This window comes from Desulfatibacillum alkenivorans DSM 16219, from assembly GCF_900142135.1.
Lineage (GTDB): Bacteria > Desulfobacterota > Desulfobacteria > Desulfobacterales > Desulfatibacillaceae > Desulfatibacillum > Desulfatibacillum alkenivorans.
Genome location: NZ_FQZU01000020.1, coordinates 60,961 through 80,976 on the forward strand (window position 1 = coordinate 60,961; position 20,016 = coordinate 80,976).

Consider the following 20,016-nt stretch of genomic DNA (forward strand, 5'->3'; position numbering starts at 1 on the left):
GTAACATGACATTTAAGCAGCAACTGGAGTGCGCGACGCAGGATGGCGGAGGCGCCTATGCATGGGCCTGGAACGTTCTGCTGATTACCGTAGGCAGCCTGGTGGTGGCCATGGGATTGAAGGCCATTGCCTTGCCCCACAATTTCGTCTCCGGGGGCATTTTCGGCACGGCCCTTTTGTTTGATTACGCAACGGGCCTGCTTTCCCCCGGCTACGGATACTTCTTGTTGAACATCCCCTTGTTCATTCTTGGCTGGCTGTACGTCAGCCGCCGATTCATATTCTATACGATATACGCGGTTGTGGTCGCCACCCTGGCCTTTGAGTTTATGCCCTGGAATTTTCATATCAAGCAGCAGATATACGCCGCCATTGCCTGCGGAGGCATTAACGGCGCCGGATGCGGATTGGTGTTGCGCAGCCTGGGCTCCAACGGCGGGCTGGACATCATGGCCGTCATCCTGAACCAAAAATTCAACCTGGGCATCGGCAAGTTTTATTTTGCATTCAACCTGGTGCTCTTCAGCGCGGCCTCCATATTTCTGGACATCGACCAGGTCATCGCCAGCCTCATCGTCGTCTTTGTGACCTCCGTGGTCCTGGATTATGTGCTTTCCCTCTTTAACCAGAGGAAGCTGGTTCTCATTATCTCGGAGCAAAACGAGCAAATCGCCGAAACCGTCATGAGCCTTGGCCTTGGAGCCACCTACCTGAAAGGCAAAGGCGCCTACACCGGGCAGGAAAAAGACATCCTGATGACCATCACCAATAACGTGAGGCTGAAAAGGCTGGAGGAAATCGTTTTTTGTGCGGACCCGGACGCCATTTTTATTGTGGAAAACACCTTCAACGTTTTGGGCTCCGGTTTTTCCAAACGAAAAATCTACTGACCCCTCAAAAAACATACGCAAGCCAAAGAAAAAGCCCCTGAGCCGCCTGATATTTTGAGCGCAGGGGTTTTTTTTAGGTCCAGAGATAAAAAAGACTTGGAAAAAAACTTGATCATACAAAGCCCCGGAGAGTATCCTGCCCTTTCTAACGACGAATACCCCTGAGTGCGACTACACAAACCGGGCGATTTGGTTCGCAAAGCCAGTCGAACACAAAGCCAATCGGTTACTGAAGAACGAAGATAGCATGGCGGAAATAGCACAAAAAGCAACTTTGGAAACTACACTATACGTTTTAAAGCCCCCGGGATATCCATTTTCGTTAAACTTTCCCCGCGTTGCTGTTGAAAACCGCCCGGGCTGCAAATCGCCCTCAGCCGGCATAAACCCTTTGCCCCCGCCAAAGAGACGCGACCATGCCTGAAAAGCCTTGTTACAAAGAGCCAGATGAAAACCTACGTCTGTTAAAAAAGCCGCCGGCCAGGAGGAGCAGTTCCTATGATGACGGCGAAGAAGACAGGATCAAGTACAAAAACCTGTTCGAGGACGCGCCTATCGGCATCGGCGCCGTGGAGAAAGAAAACCGCATAACCTCCGCCAACCCATGCCTTTGCCGTCTGTTGGGCCGCCGAAAGGACGAATTGGTCGGACTGCGATTCGAAGACATCGCCCATCCGGACGACTACCAACAAATCAAGGATTTCGTGGAGGCAAAAGCGGCAAAAGGGCTCCCATTAAGCAGTATTCGCCGCGAAGTCCGCCTCCTTAAAAAAGACGGCCAATACGTGTGGACCGAACTGGTCACGTCGGCGATGGAATATGAGGACGGCCAACTGTCCTTCGGCATGGGCATGATTGTGGATTTGAGCGAACGCAAACACACGGAACAGGCCCTGAAGCAGAGTGAAAAGAGATACCGCTCCATCTACTCCCAATCGCCCATAGCCATAGAACTTTTTGACCGGAACGGGGTGTTGCTTGACGTCAATCAGGCCTGTCTGGATATTTTCGGCGTCCAATCCATTGAAAGCGTTCAGGAGCACAATCTTTTCGACGCTCGAAGCATTCCCCCCGAGCAACAAGAAATTCTGCAATGCGGCGAGCCGGTGCGATTTCAAACCATTTTTGACTTTGAAGTCGTTAAGAAGCATCATTTATACCCAACCTCCAAAAACGGCAAAATCTGGCTGGATGTCTTCATCACGCCCACCGGCCCTCCCAACTTTGAATATTTACTTCAAATTCAAGATATTACTTTAAGAAAACTCACCGAGATCAAGCTACAGGAAAGCGAGAGCCGCTGGAAGTTCGCCCTGGAAGGCGCCGGGGACGGCGTGTGGGACTGGAACGTACAAACCAGTGAAGTGTATTTTTCGAACCAGTGGAAAGCCATGTTAGGCTATAATGACGAAGACATCGGCCCCACCCTGGAGGAATGGGAAAAGCGGGTCCATCCTGAAGATCGGAAGGAAACCTTGGAGGATGTGCGCGATCATTTATCCGGAAAAACCCGGGTCTATCAAAACGAACACAGGGTGCTGTGCAAGGACGGCTCTTACAAGTGGGTATTGGACCGGGGGAAAACTGTGGAAAGGAGCGGGGACGGGACTCCCTTAAGGGTAATCGGAACCCACAGCGACATCTCTGATCGTAAGGAATGGGAGCTTGAAAGAGAGCATCTCATTCAAGAGTTGAGGCAAACCCTGGACCAGGTGAAAACCTTGAGCGGGCTGCTTCCCATTTGCTCATTTTGCAAAAAGATACGGAACGACGAAGGATCGTGGGATAAACTGGAGTCCTATATTCAAAAGCACTCCGAAGCCACGTTCAGCCATGGCGTGTGTAAAGAATGCGCAAAAATCCATTATCCTGAATTGAAACTTTATGAAGAATAGAGGCATTACGGATTGATCTGCCGCTTAAGGCCTTGATATCCTTATGCCGGGCTTCCTGAGCTTCGCATTCGCGTCCGTCCAAGGAGAGGTTTGGACGCCCAGCCAAGTCGAGATTGAAGAAAACAGCTCCGAAACATGAAAAAAAATTTTCCATGTCCTGTCCCTGGCGGGCGTTTCCGCAGTTTTTGCTTTTTGGGTTATAGACATCCTGAAACAGGATTACGGCGACCTATTTCCATACACAGCCCTCCATGACCATGAAGCTCCACGAAGGCGGCGCTTAGCCATACAGCTATTCCTCCCCCATGATTCGCCAAACTTGACCCCATGCTCCTTTCCATGTATCTAACCAACAACACGGTGCTTTTTGCGCCATTCATGAAAGGAATATCGTTGTGATCATAACGGAAATACTCGCCAGAAACGCCCGAATGTACGGGAAGGAAACGGCTCTGGTGGAAAGGGAGCCGGAAAAACGAAGCCGCCGGGAAATCACATGGAATCATTTTAAGGAGGACGCCGACACCCTGGCGTACGCCTTAGCCATGGCCGGCGTTTCCAAAGGGGACAAGGTCGTTCAGCTCATGACCAATTGTCTGGAATGGCTGCCTGTCTATTTCGGCATTCTTTCGTCCGGCGCCGTGGCCGTTCCTTTGAACTTCAGGTTCACTGGCGAGGACATCGCCTTATGCTGCGACATCGCCGAGGCCAAGGTATTCATATTCGGCCCTGAGTTTGTGGAGCGCGTCTCAAAAATCAAGGGCAGCCTGGACAAGACGGTTGGAACCTACATTTTTTACGGCCCCAAAGAGGCCTGCCCGGATTTTGCGATCCACGCCTCCCTTTTTGTGGAAAAGGCCCAGGCTCGCGCCCCCAAAGTGGACCTCTTCCTGCGGGATGACGCAGCCATCTATTTCACGTCCGGCACCACAGGCACGCCCAAGGCGACCCTTTTGAACCATCGCAACCTGGAATTCGCCTGCTACCTGGAAAACCGCCACCACAACCAGACCCACGAAGACAATTTCTTGTGCATCCCGCCCTTGTACCATACGGGCGCCAAGATGCACTGGTTCGGCAACTTTATTGTGGGCGCCAAGGCGGTCATACTCAAAGGCGTGACCAGCGAATGGATTTTGGAGGCGGTTTCCGAAGAAAAGGTCACCATTGTCTGGCTGCTGGTTCCCTGGGCCTTGGACATACTGTTCGCCATCGAGTCCGGCGAGGTGAAGCTGAAAAACTATGAGCTTGACCAGTGGCGGCTTATGCACATCGGCGCCCAGCCCGTGCCTCCCAGCCTGATCAAGGAATGGCTCAACGTGTTCCCCCACCATCAATACGACACCAATTACGGCCTCACCGAGTCCACAGGGCCCGGCTGCGTGCACCTTGGCCTGGGCAATATCCACAAGGTGGGCGCCATCGGCAAGCCGGGCTTTGACTGGGAGTACGCCATCGTGGACGCGGACCGAAACCCGGTTCCTCAGGGAAGCCCGGGCGAACTCATGGTGCGCGGCCCCGGAATGATGCAGGAGTATTACAAGAATCCCCAGGCCACCCGGGAAACCCTCATCAACGGCTGGCTGGCCACGGGCGATGTGGCCAAGGTGGACGAGGACGGGTTCATCTGGCTGGTGGACCGGAAAAAAGACGTGATCATCACCGGGGGCGAGAACATCTATCCCGTGGAAATCGAAGATTTTCTCCAGGCCCACCCTGACGTGGCGGACGCCGCCGTCATCGGGGTTCCCAGCCTGCGTCTGGGCGAGCTGCCCGCCGCTGTCGTCAAATTAAAGCCGGGCAGGGAGTTGACCAAAGAGCAACTGGCCGAGTATTGCCAGGAACTGCCCCGGTACAAAAGGCCCAGGAGGTTCTTTTTCGGCGATGTGCCGCGCAACCCCACGGGCAAGATCGAAAAGCCCAAGCTCAGAAAACAATATGCTGGCATTGAAAAAAGTTTCCGGGTATGATGAAGCCAAAGCCGTGTTTTTCCAGAGAACCATCTTTGCCGGACAAACCGGCCTTGTATAGCAGGGGCAATTTAGGGGCGGGCTGCGTTATTTAGCGTGCGGAGGCAAAAAAACATGATGGATCACTTCAAATGGCTGACCGAGCAAAACTACCAAAGAAAGGTGGTTTCGCCGGCCGAAGCCGTCAGTCATATCAAACGGGGAAGCCGTGTTTTTATCGGCACGGGCTGCGGAGAGCCCCAGGCGCTCATCCACGCCATGGTGGCCGACCCCTCCATACAGGACGTGAGCATTCACCAAATGCTGTCCCTGACCTTGTCCCTGTATGTGGACGACCCCAGTTTCCTGAGGCGCTTTTCCGTCAAAGCCTTTTTCGTGAGCGAAAGCATGCGAAAAGCCACGTATGAAGGCAAAATCGACTATGTGCCCGCCTATTTGTCCCAGATTCCCCGCTTATTCGAAAGCCAGCGGCTGGGCATTGACGTGGCCCTCATCCAGGTTTCCCCCCCGGACAGATACGGGTATTGCAGCCTGGGAGTTTCCGTGGACGTCACCCGGTCCGGGGCGAAAAACGCCCACATGGTCATCGCTCAGATAAACCATCAGATGCCCCGCACCTGGGGCGACTGCTTCATCCATGTCAACGACATCGACTACATGGTCCTGCAGGATGAGCCCCTGGTCAATTGGGGGGCCAACATCAAGGATTCGGAAGTGGCGCGCCGCATCGGCATGTACGTTTCCCAGCTTGTGGAGGACGGCGCCACGCTGCAGATAGGCTTCGGCCGCCTTCCCAACGCCATTTTAAGCCATTTGAAAGACAAAAAGGACCTGGGCATTCACACCCAGGTCATCACTGACGCCTTTCTGCCCTTAATCGAACGGGGCGCCATCACCAACCGCAAAAAAAACTATCTGCCCGACAAAATCGTGGCATCCCTGTGCATGGGGTCGGAAAAGCTCTACCGCCAGGTGGACAACAATCCATTATTCTACTTCCGGGGCTCGGAGTTCGTAAACGATCCCGTGGTCATCGCCCGGAACGACAACCTGGTGTCCATATCCTCGGCCCTGGAGGTGGACCTCACGGGCCAGGTCTGCAGCGACTCGGCCGGCCGGATATTCTACAGCGGCATCGGCGACCAGGTTGACTTCCTCAGGGGCAGCGCCATGTCCAACGGCGGATTCTCCATTGTAGCCCTGCCCTCCACGGCCAAAGGCGGCAAGGTTTCCAGGATTGTGCCTCAGCTTTCCGAAGGCGCCGGCGTGGCCACCACCCGCGGCGACGTCAATTTTGTGGTGACCGAATACGGCATCGCCGAACTCCAGGGGCAAAGCATTTATCAGAGAGTCATGGAACTGGCCCAGATCGCCCATCCCAAGTTCCGCAAGGAGCTTATTGAGATGGCCAAGGAGCGGCGTTACATCTTCGCCGACCAGCTTCCTCCGCCGGAGGACGACCTCCTGTTTCTGGAGCAATACAAGTCCAGCCGCCTGCTTCCCAACGGAAAGGTGGTGGAATTCCGGCCCTTATTGCCTTCGGATGAAATCGACTACCGGAACTTTTTCTATTCCCTGAAGGAAGAAACCATCTATTACCGCTTCTTCCATAACAAAAAGACTTTCTCCCACGAGGTGGTTCAAAAGCAATGGGCGGCCGTGGACTATCGCAAGAACATGTCCATTATCGGCCTGGGCCCCAAAGGCGGATACAAGGAGATTATCGCCATCGGCTCTTATGCGGAATCGGAAAACGGTTTCGCCGAAGTGGCTTTTGTCACCAGCGAGTCCTACCAGAAGCAGGGCATCGCATCCTACATCATAGAAGTGCTGGAACGCATCGCCCGGGAAAACGGATACAAGGGATTTGTGGCCACGGTCATTCGGGACAACATCCCCATGCTCCGGGTTTTTGAAAAACGCTATCCCAATCTTAAATCCTGTTTTGACGGCGGTGAAATCACTCTGGAAATGCCCTTCGCCCATGCGGAGGAAAAAGCGGAGGCTTCCCAGGAGGGGAATAAATGAAACGACTGATTCGGGCTTCCATGGCGGCGGTTTTGGCGGCTATGCTTTGCATGACGGCTTCCTGCGCAGCCAAATCCACTTACGGAAGCATCAGGCCCAGCGACGCCGTGACGCAAAGTTTCAAGGAATTCAAAGTCAACCCCGAATACAACTATTACACCAAGGGGTCGGGCGCCCAGCCCAAAGCCGTGCTGGGGATTGACAAAAAATACACCCTGGGCTCCTCCGCCTGGACGGCGACGGACATGACTCCCGAAAAACTGAAGTCCATAGTCTACCTGGTGAACCTGGGCGCTCCGAACGATAGCCGCTATGTGGGCTCCAATGTCCTGGACGCCCAAAAAACGGTTGTGGGGGTTTTCTACTCCGAATGGCGGCGAGGCATGGTGTTAGTGGATCCGGAAAAAATGACGGTGGTTGTCCGCCCGGATAAACGGTCCAAATTCGACTTGCCGAAAATGCTGCGGTAATTAGCGCCCATCAGTTAGGAGATTTCCACGCCATGTCCTGGGCGAGAATTCTTATCTGTTCCCTTCTTGCCGCTTTGGCGGCCTTTTATACAGGCTGCGTTTCAGCGGATCAATTCGGCAGCCTGCATAACGACCTGGAGGTGCGGAACGCCCCTGACGGAACTCAAGGCGGGGGCGGCCCCGCAATCTTATTACGGAGATCTTGACCGGCCATTAGCAGAGCGGCCGGTTGCATGCGCCATGCAATCCAATCCGGAAAAAACCGTTTATCCATTCAGGCCCAACGCCAACCAACTTGCGGTCATGGGGTTTATGGCCCTGATTGTCCTCGGGGCTCTGCTTCTCATGCTTCCCATCTCCTCACGGGGAGAAAGCCTGAACTTGCTTGACGCCTTGTTCACGGCCACTTCGGCTGTCTGCGTGACGGGTCTGGCCGTGGTGGACACGGGAACCCACTTCACCGGATTCGGCCAGGCCGTCATCCTGATTCTGATCCAGGCCGGCGGCCTGGGTATAATGATTCTGACATCCTCCATCCTGTTCATGTTGGGCAAACGGCTCTCCCTCACCCTGAGCGACGGAGTTAGCGGCGCTTTTTTGCCGGCCAGGCATATCAGCATGGGCGGCATGATAAAAATCACCCTGGCCTGGACCTTTCTTTTTGAACTGACGGCGGCCGTCATTCTATTCGCACGCTGGGCCGTGGACTTTTCGCCCGGCAAGGCCCTGTGGCTGGCGGTCTTCCATTCGGTGTCGGCGTTCTGCAACGCAGGCTTTTCCCTGTTTCCGGACAGCCTCTCGGGCTACGTGAACGATCCGCTGATCAACGGGGTGATCATGGCTTTGATCGTCTGCGGCGGCATCGGCTTTTTCGTCATGATCGATTTTTGGGTCTGCGCCAGAAGCAGATTCAGGCCCGGCAGGCGCCTGAGCTTTCATTCCCGGATCGTCCTGACTGCCACGTTGTTTCTGATTTTCTTCGGCGCCCTCGCCATCTGGGCCATCGAGCACAACCACAATCTCCAGGGGCTTTCCCTGCATCAAAGCATCATGCGGTCTTTGTTCCAATCCATTACCGCACGCACCGCCGGGTTCAACACCATGGAAATCCCCGAGCTTGCCAACGCCAGCCTGTTTTTGCTGATCATGCTTATGTTCATCGGCGGAGCGCCCGGGTCCACGGCGGGCGGAATCAAGGTTACGGCGGCTTTCGTGCTTGTGATCGCCGTGCGCGCCCGTCTTCAGGGAATGCAAAAAGCCTCCTGGGCGGGCAGGTCCTTGTCCCGGGCGGACCTGGAAAGGGCTTTGGTGCTGATTTTGTTGTCCGGCGCCCTGGTGGGGCTTATTACCATGCTTTTGCTCATCACCGAACTGGGGGGCGCCGCCCATACGCAAAGCCGCGGACTTTTTTTGGAACTGCTTTTTGAAAGCGTTTCCGCCTTCGGCACCGTGGGACTGACGACCGGGGTCACTCCGGGACTGACCCCCACGGGCAGGCTGCTGGTTATCTTCGCCATGTTCATAGGCCGTTTGGGGCCGTTCACCCTGGTCTACGCCATGGAAAGCCGCCGGGAGCCGGTGCGCATGCAATACCCGGAAGAAAAAATCATGATCGGATAGATGGGGTCAAATCTACGTTTGACGTTTGAGAGTCAACCCTCTAAATATACGGCAAAAATGAGGATGGAAAAATGGCGCAAATCGCGGTTATCGGAATGAACAGCTTTGGATTTCATGTGGCCAAGTCCTTGACCATAAACGGCAACGAAGTCCTGGTCATGGACCAGCAGGAAGCCATTATCGACCGGATTAAAACCTACGTCTCCAAAGCCGTGGTCGCTGACGCCACGGACAAAACCGTGCTGCGTGAATTGAACATGTCCCAGATGGACGCCGTGGTCCTGAGCCTGGGCTCTAAGCTGGACGCCAGCATCCTGGTGGCCATGCACCTGTTGGACCTGGACGTCAAAAACATCGTGGCCAAAGCCGTCTCCGAAGACCATGTAAAAATCCTGGAACGCATCGGCGTACACAAGGTGGTCTTCCTGGAGCGGGACATGGGCGAACGCATCGCCGCCAGCCTCCAGGGCGTGCATATTATGGACTATTTGCCCATCGGCAAGGATTTATCCATCATCGAAATGAGCCCGCTCAAGGAGATGCACTACAAAAACCTCATCGAACTGGACTTTCGCAACCGCTACAACTGCCAGGTCCTGGCCGTCCGGGACACCCAAACCGGCCTGACCCTGACACCGCCCGAGCCCACCACCAGCATTGAGCCCCACCACGTACTTACCATCATGGGCGCCAAAGACCTAATCGCCAAGCTAAGCAAAAAGAGTTAACAGTTTTTGATCATATTTTTTTTGCCGTTTTGCGGCGTCAGGATAAGAAGTTCGCCGCCGGAGGCAAAATTTTTTTTTACGCGGTTAATCAGTTCACCGCCAGTGTATGTTTTTTCATGATTGCGATAGAAAAAACACCCCGCCGATGTAGGTGACGGTGTTGGGGCCGTTGTAATATTTCAGCCCGGCGTCCTTCATCATTTTCATGGCGTCGATGCCGTAGGCTTCCACGGAGTAGAGGGCCTTTTCCGGAAAGCGGCAGGGCTCGCCGTTTGCGTAGGAGCAGGTCTCGCACACCTGGCAGGCGCCCACGCCCAGGATGACAAAATCCTCGAGGGACAGGCTTTCCCTGATGGCATTGCGCAGGTTTTGGATGCGATCCTGGAAGTCCTTGGCGCCAGCCATCATGCCTTTCCAATCGTAGCTGCTTTCCAGTTCGTACACCTTGTCGATGATCAAAAACCGGTCGAATTTCTCAAGCCCGGCCAGAAGTTCCTCCACGGAGGCAAGGGCTGGAGGGCAGGTCCAGCTTTTACCCACGCTGCCGCACCGGTTGGCCTCGCACATTTTACGGACCATGGGGTTAAAGGGGACGTCTTCGCGGGCGATTTCCTTATGGTGATCAAAACGATCTTGAACGATATTGGATAGTGGGTGCATGGAGTTCTCTCAGGTCAGGAAAAATTTTTTGCATATGAAAATTAAAACGGCTGAAGCCCGCCGGAAGGCTCCAGCCGCTTATGGAAAGGCGTTTATAGGGCGAAAGGGGGAGAGAGATAGATTCCTGCTATTGGGTCTTTCGCCCATGCCAATCCGTCTTGTCCTTAATTAGGGTTTAGAAGCAGAATGCCATTCTGCCGCCGATATAGTTTTGGTCCACCCCATTATCCCGGTCCACGTCCGTGTTGTACTGAAGCAACAGTTGCACGGTGGGCGCCAGTTGGTAATTGGCGGAGAACCTGAGGGTTTGGGTCAGCGCATCGTCATTCTGATTGATTCCGGCCAGGGTGGTTTCGCCTCCGGTGAGGTAATAATAGCTGATCCCCAGCCAAAAGGAATCGGACAGGTTGTAGCTGACATGGTTTTGGATGTGGTAAACGGCTTCCTTTTCCTCTTCCAAGTGCAGGGAAGTGCATTCATCATTGTCCGAAAAGAGCTGCACTTCACCGGTGAGCTCATAAACAAAGGGGCCTTTGATGAAAACCACGGGAGTAGCTTCCAACCGGTAAGTCCAGCGGTTGCTGCCGACGTTCGCCGCTTTTTCGGAATGGTATTCCCCTGTGGGCGCTGTCAGATAAAATCCTGCGGACATACCGAATTTCGTATCCCCCTCATCATAAAGGAATGGGGTGTTGATGTGGGTTGTCACGGTTGTATCTCCAATGCCATCCGAATTGGAGCCGCTGGTCGTCGGGAACAGGATGTCCGAGTCAAACTCCATGGATGCAAAAGGCTGGACCACGTCCGCACTCCAGATCCATCCACCGCCTATATCCCAAAAATGGGCGAGCCGGAACATGCCGAACTGCATATCAAAGTCTGCGTTGCTATCCAGGTTTTGTCCATCCACATAAAAACTGCCGCCATAGTAATTTCTGTAATAAAACAGGAACAAATTCGTGCCGCCGGGCGCTGCAATAGCGTCTCTTGGGTCGTTTTCAGCCATCGCTGATACCGGAAGCAACATTGTTGCAATCAATATCACCGCCACAAAAAATCTTTTTCCTCTCATCTTTTCTCCTCTCCTTTTTCAGGACGCCGCCGGCCTCCATAGGCAAGGGGCGTTTTCCTTAAACAACAATACTGCTTGAAGCAAATTTTAATGTTAATACACGCCGTACTTTTTAGCGGCGTTGCAGAAGGCTAACATGGTGTCGTGCTTGCCTTCGTCCAGGGCGCATCCGATGCTCAGGATGTAGCCCTTGTCTTTTCCAGCCATGTCGACCATTTTCTTGGTTTCCTCTTCGACTTTCTCCGGCGTGGATGTCAAAATCATGGAAACCGGGAATCCGCCGGCGATGCATACTTTGCCGCCCAAGGTTTCGGCGGCCTTGGCCATGTCGGTGCGGTCGAACAGGTACATGCAGCGGATGTCGGAGGTGTCGGCCAGGTATTCCAGGCGCTGGTTGTACCCGCCTTCCACAAAGCATCCGGGGATGCATCCGGCCTCGGCCAGCCCGTACATGACCTTTTTCAGGGTCGGCCAATAAAACTTTTCGAACTGAGCGTTGGACATGAAGCCGTCAGCCCCTTTGTGCAAAGGGATAAAAACAATGGGGTTGTTGTTGGCCACGGCGCCCGCAATCCCGGTTTGAATCATGGGCTCCACCAGCCTTTCCACGGCTTCCAGAACCTTGTCGGGCTTCCGGTACAGATCCATCATCAACTGGGTGGTTCCCCTAAAGGAATCGCTGATGACGTCAAAAGGCGCCTTGCAGGCGCCGCCCGCGTAAAAGGGAAAGCCCATGGCCATGATCTTGCCAAGGTAAGCGCCCATGGTGTTGATCCAGTCAAAGCACTGCTTGCCCGCTTCCATGAGGGCCTTGAGAGCTTCCTGCATGGGGGGCGCGCCGATGCCGATGAGCCAGGGGCCCAGCATGGGCAGTTCCATGGCGCCGTAAACGGGAGGCATATCGGCGAAAGGCGCCAAAGCCCCATGGGTCCTGGGCATCCAGGTGCGCAGATAGAAGTCCGTGGGATCGCTGATCAACTTGTCGTACTCATCGGCCGTCATGTATTCCTTTTCGTGGAACTGGTAGGACAACTCATCAGGAACGCCCTGGCCGGGCCACTTGTACAGGTTGTACTTGAGGGTCTCCAGGGCCGGGCCGTACATGAGCATGGGCGCGGCGCCGGCGGCGTCCGGCTGATAGGTTTCGCAAAAATCCACGTAGGCCTGGCCTGCGGCGTCCGGATTGTACATGGCTTCCTTGCCGGAAATGCCCTTCATCATGGTCGGCGCAAAGGTGGTCATGGGCATGACAGGCACGCGCTTGATGGATTCGTCGATTCGGAAGGCTGCGGCCAGCAGGCCGGCGCGTTCCTGGTAAAGGGCTTTTGCTTCTTCGCTGACGAATTCAATGCCTTCCCCGGAAACCCACTTGTCCAAAAAGGCGTCTTGCTTTTTCCTGACTTCACTCATATCTGACATATTCGGTTCTCCATATGCAGTCTTGCAGTTTACAGTTTTGCTATGTGTTAGGCGGCCATCCATTCCTTGCAGATGTTCACGCCCGCCACGGCATCCGTCACAAAGGCGTCTGCGCCCACGTATTCGGACACTTGTTCGTCGATCTGGGCGCCTCCGATCAGCACTTTAAACCCGTCCCGCAGACCAGCTTCCTGCAGCTTTTCCACCAGGCCTTTCATGGGATCGAAAGCCAGGGTCAGCAGGCCGCTGACGCCAATGATGTCAGGGTTGAACTCCCTGGCCTTTTCAATGATGACGTCGGCGGGAACGTCCACGCCCAGGTCCATGACTTCAAAGCCGTTCAGATCCATCATCATGCCCACGATGTTCTTGCCGATGTCGTGGATGTCGCCTTCGATGGTGGCCAGCAGAAACTTGCCGATTTTGGCCGGGCCGTCTTCTGCATCGTTTTTCAGGTGGGGCTTGATGAGTTCGGAGCCCGTCTTCATCATTTCGCCGGCCATTATGAGTTCCGGCACGAAATACGTGTTGGCTTCAAAGCGCCTGCCAATTTCCTCCATGGCTTCCTGATACGCACGGAAGATGGCGACCGGATCCTGACCTTCATCAAGATACTGGTTGGTCAGCTCGATCACTTTGTCTTCCATCATGTCGGCCATGGCATTCACTAAGTCCTGCATAATGTTACGCCTCCTAAGTAATGGTGGTTCTCGCTCCCATTGCAGGAGCGTTGCAGCTGTTTTTGCGGCCCCGGACATACGACCGAGATCCTGCGTCTATCAATCCGCATTAAGGAGCTGATGCGGAAATATTATTAAATACTCAATTAAATTAAATATTTATCTCTATTTTTACGTAGGCGCAAATATAGCGTCCGCAATACTGAAAATATTGACCCGGTTAGGTCTTCAAAAACGCCCCTTGCTTTTTAATTAGCAAACAAGGGGCGCATTATTTTTACCTTAAGCCTATGACTTGCTACGGAAAAACAGACGGTATTAGTACTGACCGTATTTCTTGGCAGCGTTGCAGAAGGCTAACATGGTGTCGTGCTTGCCTTCGTCCAGGGCGCATCCAATGCTCAGGATGTAGCCCTTGTCTTTTCCGGCTACGTCGATCATTTTCTTGGTTTCCTCTTCGACTTTTTCCGGCGTGGAAGTCAAAATCATGGAAACCGGAAATCCGCCGGCGATGCATACTTTGCCGCCCAAGGTTTCGGCGGCCTTGGCCATGTCGGTGCGATCGAACAGGTACATGCAGCGGATGTCGGAGGTGTCGGCCAGGTATTCCAGGCGCTGGTTGTATCCGCCTTCCACAAAGCATCCCGGGATGCATCCGGCTTCGGCCAGGCCGTACATGACCTTTTTCAGGGTCGGCCAATAGAACTTTTCGAACTGAGCGTTGGACATGAACCCGTCAGCCCCTTTGTGCAAAGGAATGAACACGATGGGGTTGTTGTTGGCCACGGCGCCGGCGACGCCTGCGTCGATCATGGGCTGAACCAGCCTTTCCACGGCTTCCAGAACCTTGTCGGGCTTGCGGTACAGATCCATCATCAGTTGGGTGGTCCCCCTAAAAGAGTCGCTGATGACGTCAAAAGGCGCCTTGCAGGCGCCGCCCGCGTAAAAGGGAAAGCCCATGGCCATGATCTTGTTCAGGTAGGCGCCCATGGTGTTGATCCAGTCAAAGCACTGCTTGCCCGCTTCCATGAGGGCCTTGAGAGCTTCCTGCATGGGGGGCGCGCCGATGCCGATGAGCCAGGGCCCCAGCATGGGCAGTTCCATGGCGCCGTAAACGGGAGGCATATCGGCGAAAGGCGCCAAAGCCCCATGGGTCCTGGGCATCCAGGTGCGCAGATAGAAGTCCGTGGGATCGCTGATCAACTTGTCGTACTCATCGGCCGTCATGTATTCCTTTTCGTGGAACTGGTAGGACAAATTTTCCGGAACGCCCTGGCCGGGCCATTTGTACAGATTGTACTTCAGGGTTTCCAGGGCCGGGCCGTACATGAGCATGGGCGCGGCGCCGGCGGCGTCCGGCTGGTAGGTTTCGCAGAAATCCACATAGGCCTGGCCTGCGGCGTCCGGGTTGTACATGGCTTCCCTGCCGGAAATGCCCTTCATCATGGTCGGCGCAAAGGTGGTCATGGGCATGACAGGCACGCGCTTGATGGAGTCGTCAAGCCTGAAAGCGGCGGCCAGCAGGCCGGCGCGCTCCTGGTAGGCGGCTTTTGTTTCTTCGCTGACGAACTCGATGCCTTCTCCCGAAATCCATTTATCCAGGAAGGCGTCTTGTTTTTTTCTGACTTCGCTCATATCTGACATTGTCTCTCTCCTCCAAGAGTAAATTTGAGATTACGGGGTGATTAGGCGGCCAGCCATTCTTTGCTCTTGTTTACGCCCGCCACAGCGTCGGTCACCCAGGCATCGGCGCCGATGTATTCGCATACCTGCTGATCCATCTGGGCGCCGCCGATCATAACCTTGAACTTGTCTCTCAGTCCTTCGGCCGTCAGTTTTTCCACAAAAGCCTTCATGGGGTCGAAAGCCAGGGTCAGAAGTCCGCTCAGGCCGATGATGTCCGGCTGAAACTCCTTGGCCGCTTCGATGATTTTGTCCGCAGGAACGTCCACGCCCAGGTCCATGACCTCAAAGCCGTTCAGGTCCAGAATCATACCCACAATGTTCTTGCCGATGTCGTGGATGTCGCCTTCGATGGTGGCGATGAGGTATTTGCCGATTTTTCCGGACTTGTCTCCGGCCGCGTCTTCCTTCAAATGGGGTTTGATGAGCTCGGACCCGGCCTTCATCATTTCCCCGGCCATGATCAGCTCGGGCACAAAGTACGTGTTGGCTTCAAAACGCCTTCCGATTTCCTCCATGGCGCTTTGGTAAGCGTCGAAAATTTCAGCAGGGTCCTTGCCTTCATCAAGGTACTTTTGGGTCAGTTCCAAGACTTTGTCTTCCATCATGTCGGCGATGGCGTCGATTAATTCTTGCATGTTTTGTTGCCTCCTTGGGATGTGGTGTATTAAGGCGCCGTCCGCTCAACGGGCGCCTTTTCCAATTATTTTTCCGGTTTGGGACCGATAAGACCGGCCCTGAACGCCTTGTTGAAACTCATGCAGAACTTGTCGCGGCCCATGAGCATTTCGGATGTCATGATGGCGCCTTTGAGCTCGCGATCGTTGGGGTTGATGATGGCGCTGTCCAGGCCGGCCTGCACGGCCATGGCGATGAAGTAACGGTTGATCAGGGGGCGCAAAGGCATGCCGAACGAAATATTGCTGGCGCCGCCCGTGATATGCACCTTGGGAAACTCCTGGGCGATGGTCTTGATGGTGTCGTACGTGACCATGGCGTTGTCCGTGCCCGTGCTGATGGCGATTACCAGAGGATCGATGTACAGCTTTTCGTCCTCCAGGCCGCCGTCCCGTGCCATGCCGATCAACTGGCGGATGATCTCCATACGGCCTTCTACGGTTGCGGGAATGCCCTTGTCATTCAAGGCCAGCAGAATCAGGTCGGTCTTATGCTCCAGGGCCAGGGGCAGAACCCCGTCAATGCGGGCCTGCTCGCCGCTGACCGAGTTGATCATGGGAGTCTTTTTCACCACTTCCAGGCCGGCTTTGATAGCCGCAGGATTGGCGCTGTCCAGGCAAAGGGGCAGATCGGAAACTTCCTGGATTTGATTCACCATCCAGACCATGTCTTCAGGCTCCCTGTCCGGGGCCGTGCCTGCATTGGCATCCAAAAAGGCGGAGCCGCCTTCATCCTGCTCCTTGGCCAAATTCTTGATGAACCCGGCGTCCCTCTCCCGGATCGCGGCCGCCACCGCCTTGCGTGTCCCGTTAAGTTTTTCTCCGATGATTATCATTGTTTCCTCCTCACGAGTTCTCGTTCTTCGATTTCTCGGATTGGTTTGTTTTCTATTCCGGCATTTTCCCTTGTTTCCCAAAAGAGAAGATGCTATCAGTCTTCTATAGGACTTGTAGCAAAAGTCTTATAGATGAGTAAAGCACTTTTTTAGGGCCTTGTTATTTTTTTGGGGAAGCCGCCCCCATGCCAATTCCAAAATCGTGCCATTTTAAGGGGCGCCGGGAACTTAGGCGGGTTGTAACTTAAGGATTTTCAATGAAAAACAAAGAGACTACTATTCGGATTCTGCCTGACGGCAATGAAATAAAAAGCAATCCAGATATGACCTTGCTCGAGTCCCTTATGCATCAGGGAATATTTTTAAGGTCCGACTGCGGGGGCAAGGGCAGGTGCGGGAAGTGCAAGGTGCTGGTGGAAAAGGGCGCCGGAAGTTTTGGAGAAGTGAAAGCCTGCGTGCACAAAGTGGAGGAGGACGTCTCCATTAAGATTCCCGCGGCTTCGCTTCTTTCCTCCCATGTCATGGACAAGGCGCCCTTGTCCTTTCCCGAGTCTTTTATTCAAAGGATGGCGGCGAAAAAAGGGCAAACGCCCCGGTACGGCGCCGCCGTTGACCTGGGAACCACCACCATCGCCGTGTATCTTTGCGACTGGGCCAATGGAGAGGTGCTTGGCTCCGTCGCCTTGAAGAATCCCCAGTCCATGTACGGCGCGGACGTGATCAGCCGGATTAACGCGATAGTGAAAAATCCCGAGAACCTGGCTTATTTGCAGCAGTTGGTTGTCAACAGCATTGAGTGGGGCCTGGATAAGCTGATGCAGACTTCCCAGGCGGGTGCCATCAGCAAGATGGTCGTGGCGGGCAACCCTGCCATGATTCATATTTTCGCCGGAGTCAATCCGGAATCCATTGGAAGAGCTCCCTACGAACCGGCATTTTACGAGGCCAGGGAATGGGATTCCGCCGCCCTGGGCTTCACTTTGGAGCCCTTTACCGTGCACACTTTGCCCATGGTTTCGGGCTTTATCGGCGGGGACACCCTGGCGGCGGCGCTTGCGGCGGTTTTCGACCACCAGCCGGACGGCGCCTTGTTGATCGACCTGGGCACCAACGGGGAATTGCTTTTCAAAAACAACGGCTCGTTTTACGCCGCGTCCTGCGCCACAGGCCCTGCCTTTGAAGGCGCTGAGCTTGACTGCGGCATGCAGGCCACGCCAGGGGCTATAAACGGCGTCGAAATCACTGGAGATCAGAAAGTGGCTTCCCTGTCGGTGATCGGCGCGAATGAGGGAAACGGCGTGCAGCCGGCCGGCATTTGCGGTCCGGGAGTCATAAGCGCCCTGGCCGAGTTGTATCGCAAGGGTGTGGTCAAATCCGGCGGAGGATTTTCGGCCGGAGAACGGGAGTTTGTTTTATTCGAAGGCGATCCCAATAACGGGAGTCATTCGGTATACATCTCCCAAAAGGACATCCGTTCCATTCAATTGGGCAAGGGCGCCTTGGCCACGGGCATCGAGTTTCTGCTCATGGAAGCCGGGCTGGTTCAACCGGAAAAGATTCTTATCGCCGGGGCCTTCGGCAACCATTTAAATAAAGAGGATGTCATTTGTCTGGGCATGATTCCCAATTTGAAGTCCGAAAAAATCGAGATGGCCGGGAATTCCGCGGGCGCCGGGGCGGTGATGGCGCTTTGCGACGACCTTTATTTGCAAAAAGCCATTGAAATGGCGAAAAAGATTCAAACCATCGACCTGGCGGGCAACGTGGAATTTCAAAAGAAATTCGTCTACAATCTCAGCTTTCCGGAGGGCGCCTGCTAAGATTTTTTGGATTCCAGGGCGTCCTTGCAGAATTGAACGGCCAGGGCGGCGTCGGTGAACCACCGGTCCGCCTTCACATGATCGTTGATGAGTTCGTCCAGGCAATTGCCGCCCACGATGATCAGGTCCTTGGATTCGGGCTTGGCCTTGCGGACCAGTTCGACCGCTTCGGCCAGGTTGCCCAGGCAGTTGGTCAGCAGGCAGCTGATGGCCACGAAATCGGGCTCCAGTTCCAACGCCTTATCCACAAAGGTTTGGGGAGGAACGTCCACGCCCAGGTCCGTGACTTTGAACCCATTGCACACCAGCATGTCTTTAAGAATGTTCTTGCCCAGGTCGTGAATGTCGCCCTTGATGGTGCCCAGTAAGATGTGGCCCAGATCCTTGGCGCTTCTCACTGTCGGCAGGAAGGAGTTCAGGTACTCCGCGGACTGCCTCATGATTTCTCCGGCCATGATCAGGGCGGAGATATAATACTCGCCTTTTTCAAAACCGACTCCCACCCGTCTGACCCCTTCCATGCAATAGGTGAGAAGCTCCTCCGTGTCATAACCCTCTTGGTGGAGTTTTTTCAATTGCCGGAGGCTTTCCTTTTCCTGCAACGAGGAAATCAACTCGATTAAAAGGGCTTTTTCAGCCGGCGGAATTTCCTTTTTGGGTTGAGAATCATTCATTCCATACTCCAACCATACTTACCAAAGGCATTTTTTCATGAGGGATGATAAACCAGCCGTAGGCGCAGGGTTTATCCTTGAAGTCAAAATAGATGTATTCCAACTTAAAGGCGGCCCCGTCTCCTTCCTCTTGCAAAAGCTCTGCCTCCTGCTCCTCCATCGGGGCGGGCAGCAGCCTTAAGGTCCCTTTCTTGTACCCATGCTGCTTTTTGCTGAAAAACAGATCCGACAGGCCCGTGGTCTCCAACATGCTTTCCACCACCGGCGCCCGGGGGTCGAAAGGCAAATAAGCCGTCTGCAGGCAAAAAGGGCGGTTATTATGAATAATCAATCGCTTTACCAGGATAACCGGGGCTTCCTCCTCCAACTCCAGGATTCCGCCTTCCGTTCCTCCGGCTCTCGCCACATTGGTCTGCAAAACCCTGACCTGCAACCCGTTGGTGTCGGTCAATACGTTGTGCAGCCCGTCCAGGCCGAAAGTCGTGGATCCCACCTCTATTCTTCGGACAAAGGTTCCGCTGCCATGAACCCGCTTGACCAAACCCTCTTCCACCAGTACGCCAATAGCCTGGCGGATCGTCATTAAGCTGACGTTATATTGTTTGGCCAGCTTGGATTCCGAAGGAATGCGAATGCCCGGCTGAAGCCGGCCCGTCGCAATATCCTCTTTGATGATCATCGCAAGCTGCGAGTAAACAGGCAGGGATCCCCTTTTCTTTTCAACTGCCTTCTCCAATGTGCCTTGTCTCCATTTTTTTAAAAATACTCCATCCGGGCAGAGTGTATAGCATGCCGGAAAAAACAATGAAAGCAATTATTTCTATACACATCTATAAGAATTTGATAGAGTGGCGGCCTTGTGGAGGAAAGGCTGCGGAATGAAAAAGGAAAAGA

17 protein-coding genes are annotated in these 20,016 nt (G+C 54.3%); 8 read left to right on the top strand and 9 right to left on the bottom strand.

Features of this window, described 5'->3' with window-relative positions; all coding sequences use genetic code 11:
* Positions 1–5 precede the first annotated feature (5 nt).
* The 7 genes from BUE18_RS15825 to BUE18_RS15855 all read left to right on the top strand — a co-directional run bounded on the left by BUE18_RS15825 (position 6) and on the right by BUE18_RS15855 (position 9,601).
* Complete coding sequence (locus tag BUE18_RS15825) at positions 6–890, top strand: YitT family protein (RefSeq protein ID WP_073477175.1); 885 nt, start codon at positions 6–8, stop codon at positions 888–890.
* Positions 891–1,306: 416 nt separating this feature from the next.
* Complete coding sequence (locus tag BUE18_RS15830; protein WP_073477176.1) at positions 1,307–2,785, top strand: PAS domain-containing protein; 1,479 nt, start codon at positions 1,307–1,309, stop codon at positions 2,783–2,785.
* 395 nt (positions 2,786–3,180) lie between these two features.
* On the top strand, positions 3,181–4,755 hold the full coding sequence (locus BUE18_RS15835; protein WP_073477177.1) for a class I adenylate-forming enzyme family protein: 1,575 nt from the start codon (positions 3,181–3,183) through the stop codon (positions 4,753–4,755).
* Positions 4,756–4,869: 114 nt separating this feature from the next.
* Entirely contained in the window at positions 4,870–6,783 is a 1,914-nt protein-coding gene (locus BUE18_RS15840) for a bifunctional acetyl-CoA hydrolase/transferase family protein/GNAT family N-acetyltransferase (protein WP_083611067.1), read from the top strand.
* The gene (locus BUE18_RS15845) at positions 6,780–7,253 is read left to right on the top strand and encodes a hypothetical protein (RefSeq protein WP_073477178.1); all 474 of its coding nucleotides are present in this window, start codon (positions 6,780–6,782) and stop codon (positions 7,251–7,253) included. The genes BUE18_RS15840 and BUE18_RS15845 overlap by 4 nt, the downstream gene beginning before the upstream one ends.
* A gap of 240 nt (positions 7,254–7,493) precedes the next feature.
* Positions 7,494–8,873: a TrkH family potassium uptake protein gene (locus BUE18_RS15850; protein WP_073477179.1), complete on the top strand. Its 1,380-nt coding sequence runs from the start codon at positions 7,494–7,496 to the stop codon at positions 8,871–8,873.
* A gap of 71 nt (positions 8,874–8,944) precedes the next feature.
* Positions 8,945–9,601 (top strand): potassium channel family protein, encoded by a 657-nt coding sequence (locus tag BUE18_RS15855; protein ID WP_073477180.1) that lies wholly within the window; start codon positions 8,945–8,947, stop codon positions 9,599–9,601.
* A gap of 114 nt (positions 9,602–9,715) precedes the next feature.
* Here the strand turns inward: BUE18_RS15855 and BUE18_RS15860 are convergent, their stop codons facing one another.
* From BUE18_RS15860 to BUE18_RS15890, 7 genes are all read right to left on the bottom strand, one after another.
* On the bottom strand, positions 9,716–10,261 hold the full coding sequence (locus BUE18_RS15860; RefSeq protein WP_073477181.1) for a DUF2284 domain-containing protein: 546 nt from the start codon (positions 10,259–10,261) through the stop codon (positions 9,716–9,718).
* 175 nt (positions 10,262–10,436) lie between these two features.
* Positions 10,437–11,333 carry a transporter gene (locus BUE18_RS15865; RefSeq protein ID WP_073477182.1) on the bottom strand — a complete coding sequence of 299 codons (897 nt, stop codon included), beginning with the start codon at positions 11,331–11,333 and terminating at the stop codon, positions 10,437–10,439.
* A 93-nt stretch (positions 11,334–11,426) separates the two neighbouring features.
* Positions 11,427–12,752, bottom strand: coding sequence for a uroporphyrinogen decarboxylase family protein (locus BUE18_RS15870; protein ID WP_073477183.1), 1,326 nt, complete (start codon positions 12,750–12,752; stop codon positions 11,427–11,429).
* Between the two features lie 47 nt (positions 12,753–12,799).
* Complete coding sequence (locus BUE18_RS15875) at positions 12,800–13,432, bottom strand: cobalamin B12-binding domain-containing protein (RefSeq protein WP_073477184.1); 633 nt, start codon at positions 13,430–13,432, stop codon at positions 12,800–12,802.
* 318 nt (positions 13,433–13,750) lie between these two features.
* Entirely contained in the window at positions 13,751–15,076 is a 1,326-nt protein-coding gene (locus BUE18_RS15880; protein WP_073477185.1) for a uroporphyrinogen decarboxylase family protein, read from the bottom strand.
* Between the two features lie 41 nt (positions 15,077–15,117).
* Complete coding sequence (locus BUE18_RS15885; RefSeq protein ID WP_073477186.1) at positions 15,118–15,753, bottom strand: cobalamin B12-binding domain-containing protein; 636 nt, start codon at positions 15,751–15,753, stop codon at positions 15,118–15,120.
* A gap of 65 nt (positions 15,754–15,818) precedes the next feature.
* Positions 15,819–16,628 carry a dihydropteroate synthase gene (locus tag BUE18_RS15890; RefSeq protein ID WP_073477187.1) on the bottom strand — a complete coding sequence of 270 codons (810 nt, stop codon included), beginning with the start codon at positions 16,626–16,628 and terminating at the stop codon, positions 15,819–15,821.
* 257 nt (positions 16,629–16,885) lie between these two features.
* Here BUE18_RS15890 and BUE18_RS15895 point away from each other — a divergent pair, with 257 nt between their 5' ends.
* Positions 16,886–18,448: an ASKHA domain-containing protein gene (locus BUE18_RS15895; protein WP_073477188.1), complete on the top strand. Its 1,563-nt coding sequence runs from the start codon at positions 16,886–16,888 to the stop codon at positions 18,446–18,448.
* On the opposite strand, the gene BUE18_RS15900 is transcribed toward BUE18_RS15895, so the two are convergent.
* The gene (locus BUE18_RS15900) at positions 18,445–19,122 is read right to left on the bottom strand and encodes a cobalamin B12-binding domain-containing protein (RefSeq protein ID WP_073477189.1); all 678 of its coding nucleotides are present in this window, start codon (positions 19,120–19,122) and stop codon (positions 18,445–18,447) included. The genes BUE18_RS15895 and BUE18_RS15900 overlap by 4 nt on opposite strands.
* Complete coding sequence (locus BUE18_RS15905; protein WP_073477190.1) at positions 19,115–19,858, bottom strand: GntR family transcriptional regulator; 744 nt, start codon at positions 19,856–19,858, stop codon at positions 19,115–19,117. The genes BUE18_RS15900 and BUE18_RS15905 overlap by 8 nt, the downstream gene beginning before the upstream one ends.
* Positions 19,859–20,016: the final 158 nt, after the last annotated feature.

Bases quoted from the DNA above. Each gene is read 5' to 3' on its own strand.
- BUE18_RS15860 (WP_073477181.1), bottom strand. From the start codon at position 10,261: ATGCACCCACTATCCAATATCGTTCAAGATCGTTTTGATCACCATAAG.
- BUE18_RS15885 (WP_073477186.1), bottom strand. From the start codon at position 15,753: ATGCAAGAATTAATCGACGCCATCGCCGACATGATGGAAGACAAAGTC.
- BUE18_RS15880 (WP_073477185.1), bottom strand. From the start codon at position 15,076: ATGTCAGATATGAGCGAAGTCAGAAAAAAACAAGACGCCTTCCTGGAT.
- BUE18_RS15840 (WP_083611067.1), top strand. From the start codon at position 4,870: ATGATGGATCACTTCAAATGGCTGACCGAGCAAAACTACCAAAGAAAG.
- BUE18_RS15875 (WP_073477184.1), bottom strand. From the start codon at position 13,432: ATGCAGGACTTAGTGAATGCCATGGCCGACATGATGGAAGACAAAGTG.
- BUE18_RS15855 (WP_073477180.1), top strand. From the start codon at position 8,945: ATGGCGCAAATCGCGGTTATCGGAATGAACAGCTTTGGATTTCATGTG.
- BUE18_RS15865 (WP_073477182.1), bottom strand. From the start codon at position 11,333: ATGAGAGGAAAAAGATTTTTTGTGGCGGTGATATTGATTGCAACAATG.
- BUE18_RS15870 (WP_073477183.1), bottom strand. From the start codon at position 12,752: ATGTCAGATATGAGTGAAGTCAGGAAAAAGCAAGACGCCTTTTTGGAC.
- BUE18_RS15845 (WP_073477178.1), top strand. From the start codon at position 6,780: ATGAAACGACTGATTCGGGCTTCCATGGCGGCGGTTTTGGCGGCTATG.
- BUE18_RS15895 (WP_073477188.1), top strand. From the start codon at position 16,886: ATGAAAAACAAAGAGACTACTATTCGGATTCTGCCTGACGGCAATGAA.
- BUE18_RS15825 (WP_073477175.1), top strand. From the start codon at position 6: ATGACATTTAAGCAGCAACTGGAGTGCGCGACGCAGGATGGCGGAGGC.
- BUE18_RS15830 (WP_073477176.1), top strand. From the start codon at position 1,307: ATGCCTGAAAAGCCTTGTTACAAAGAGCCAGATGAAAACCTACGTCTG.
- BUE18_RS15850 (WP_073477179.1), top strand. From the start codon at position 7,494: ATGCAATCCAATCCGGAAAAAACCGTTTATCCATTCAGGCCCAACGCC.
- BUE18_RS15900 (WP_073477189.1), bottom strand. From the start codon at position 19,122: ATGAATGATTCTCAACCCAAAAAGGAAATTCCGCCGGCTGAAAAAGCC.
- BUE18_RS15890 (WP_073477187.1), bottom strand. From the start codon at position 16,628: ATGATAATCATCGGAGAAAAACTTAACGGGACACGCAAGGCGGTGGCG.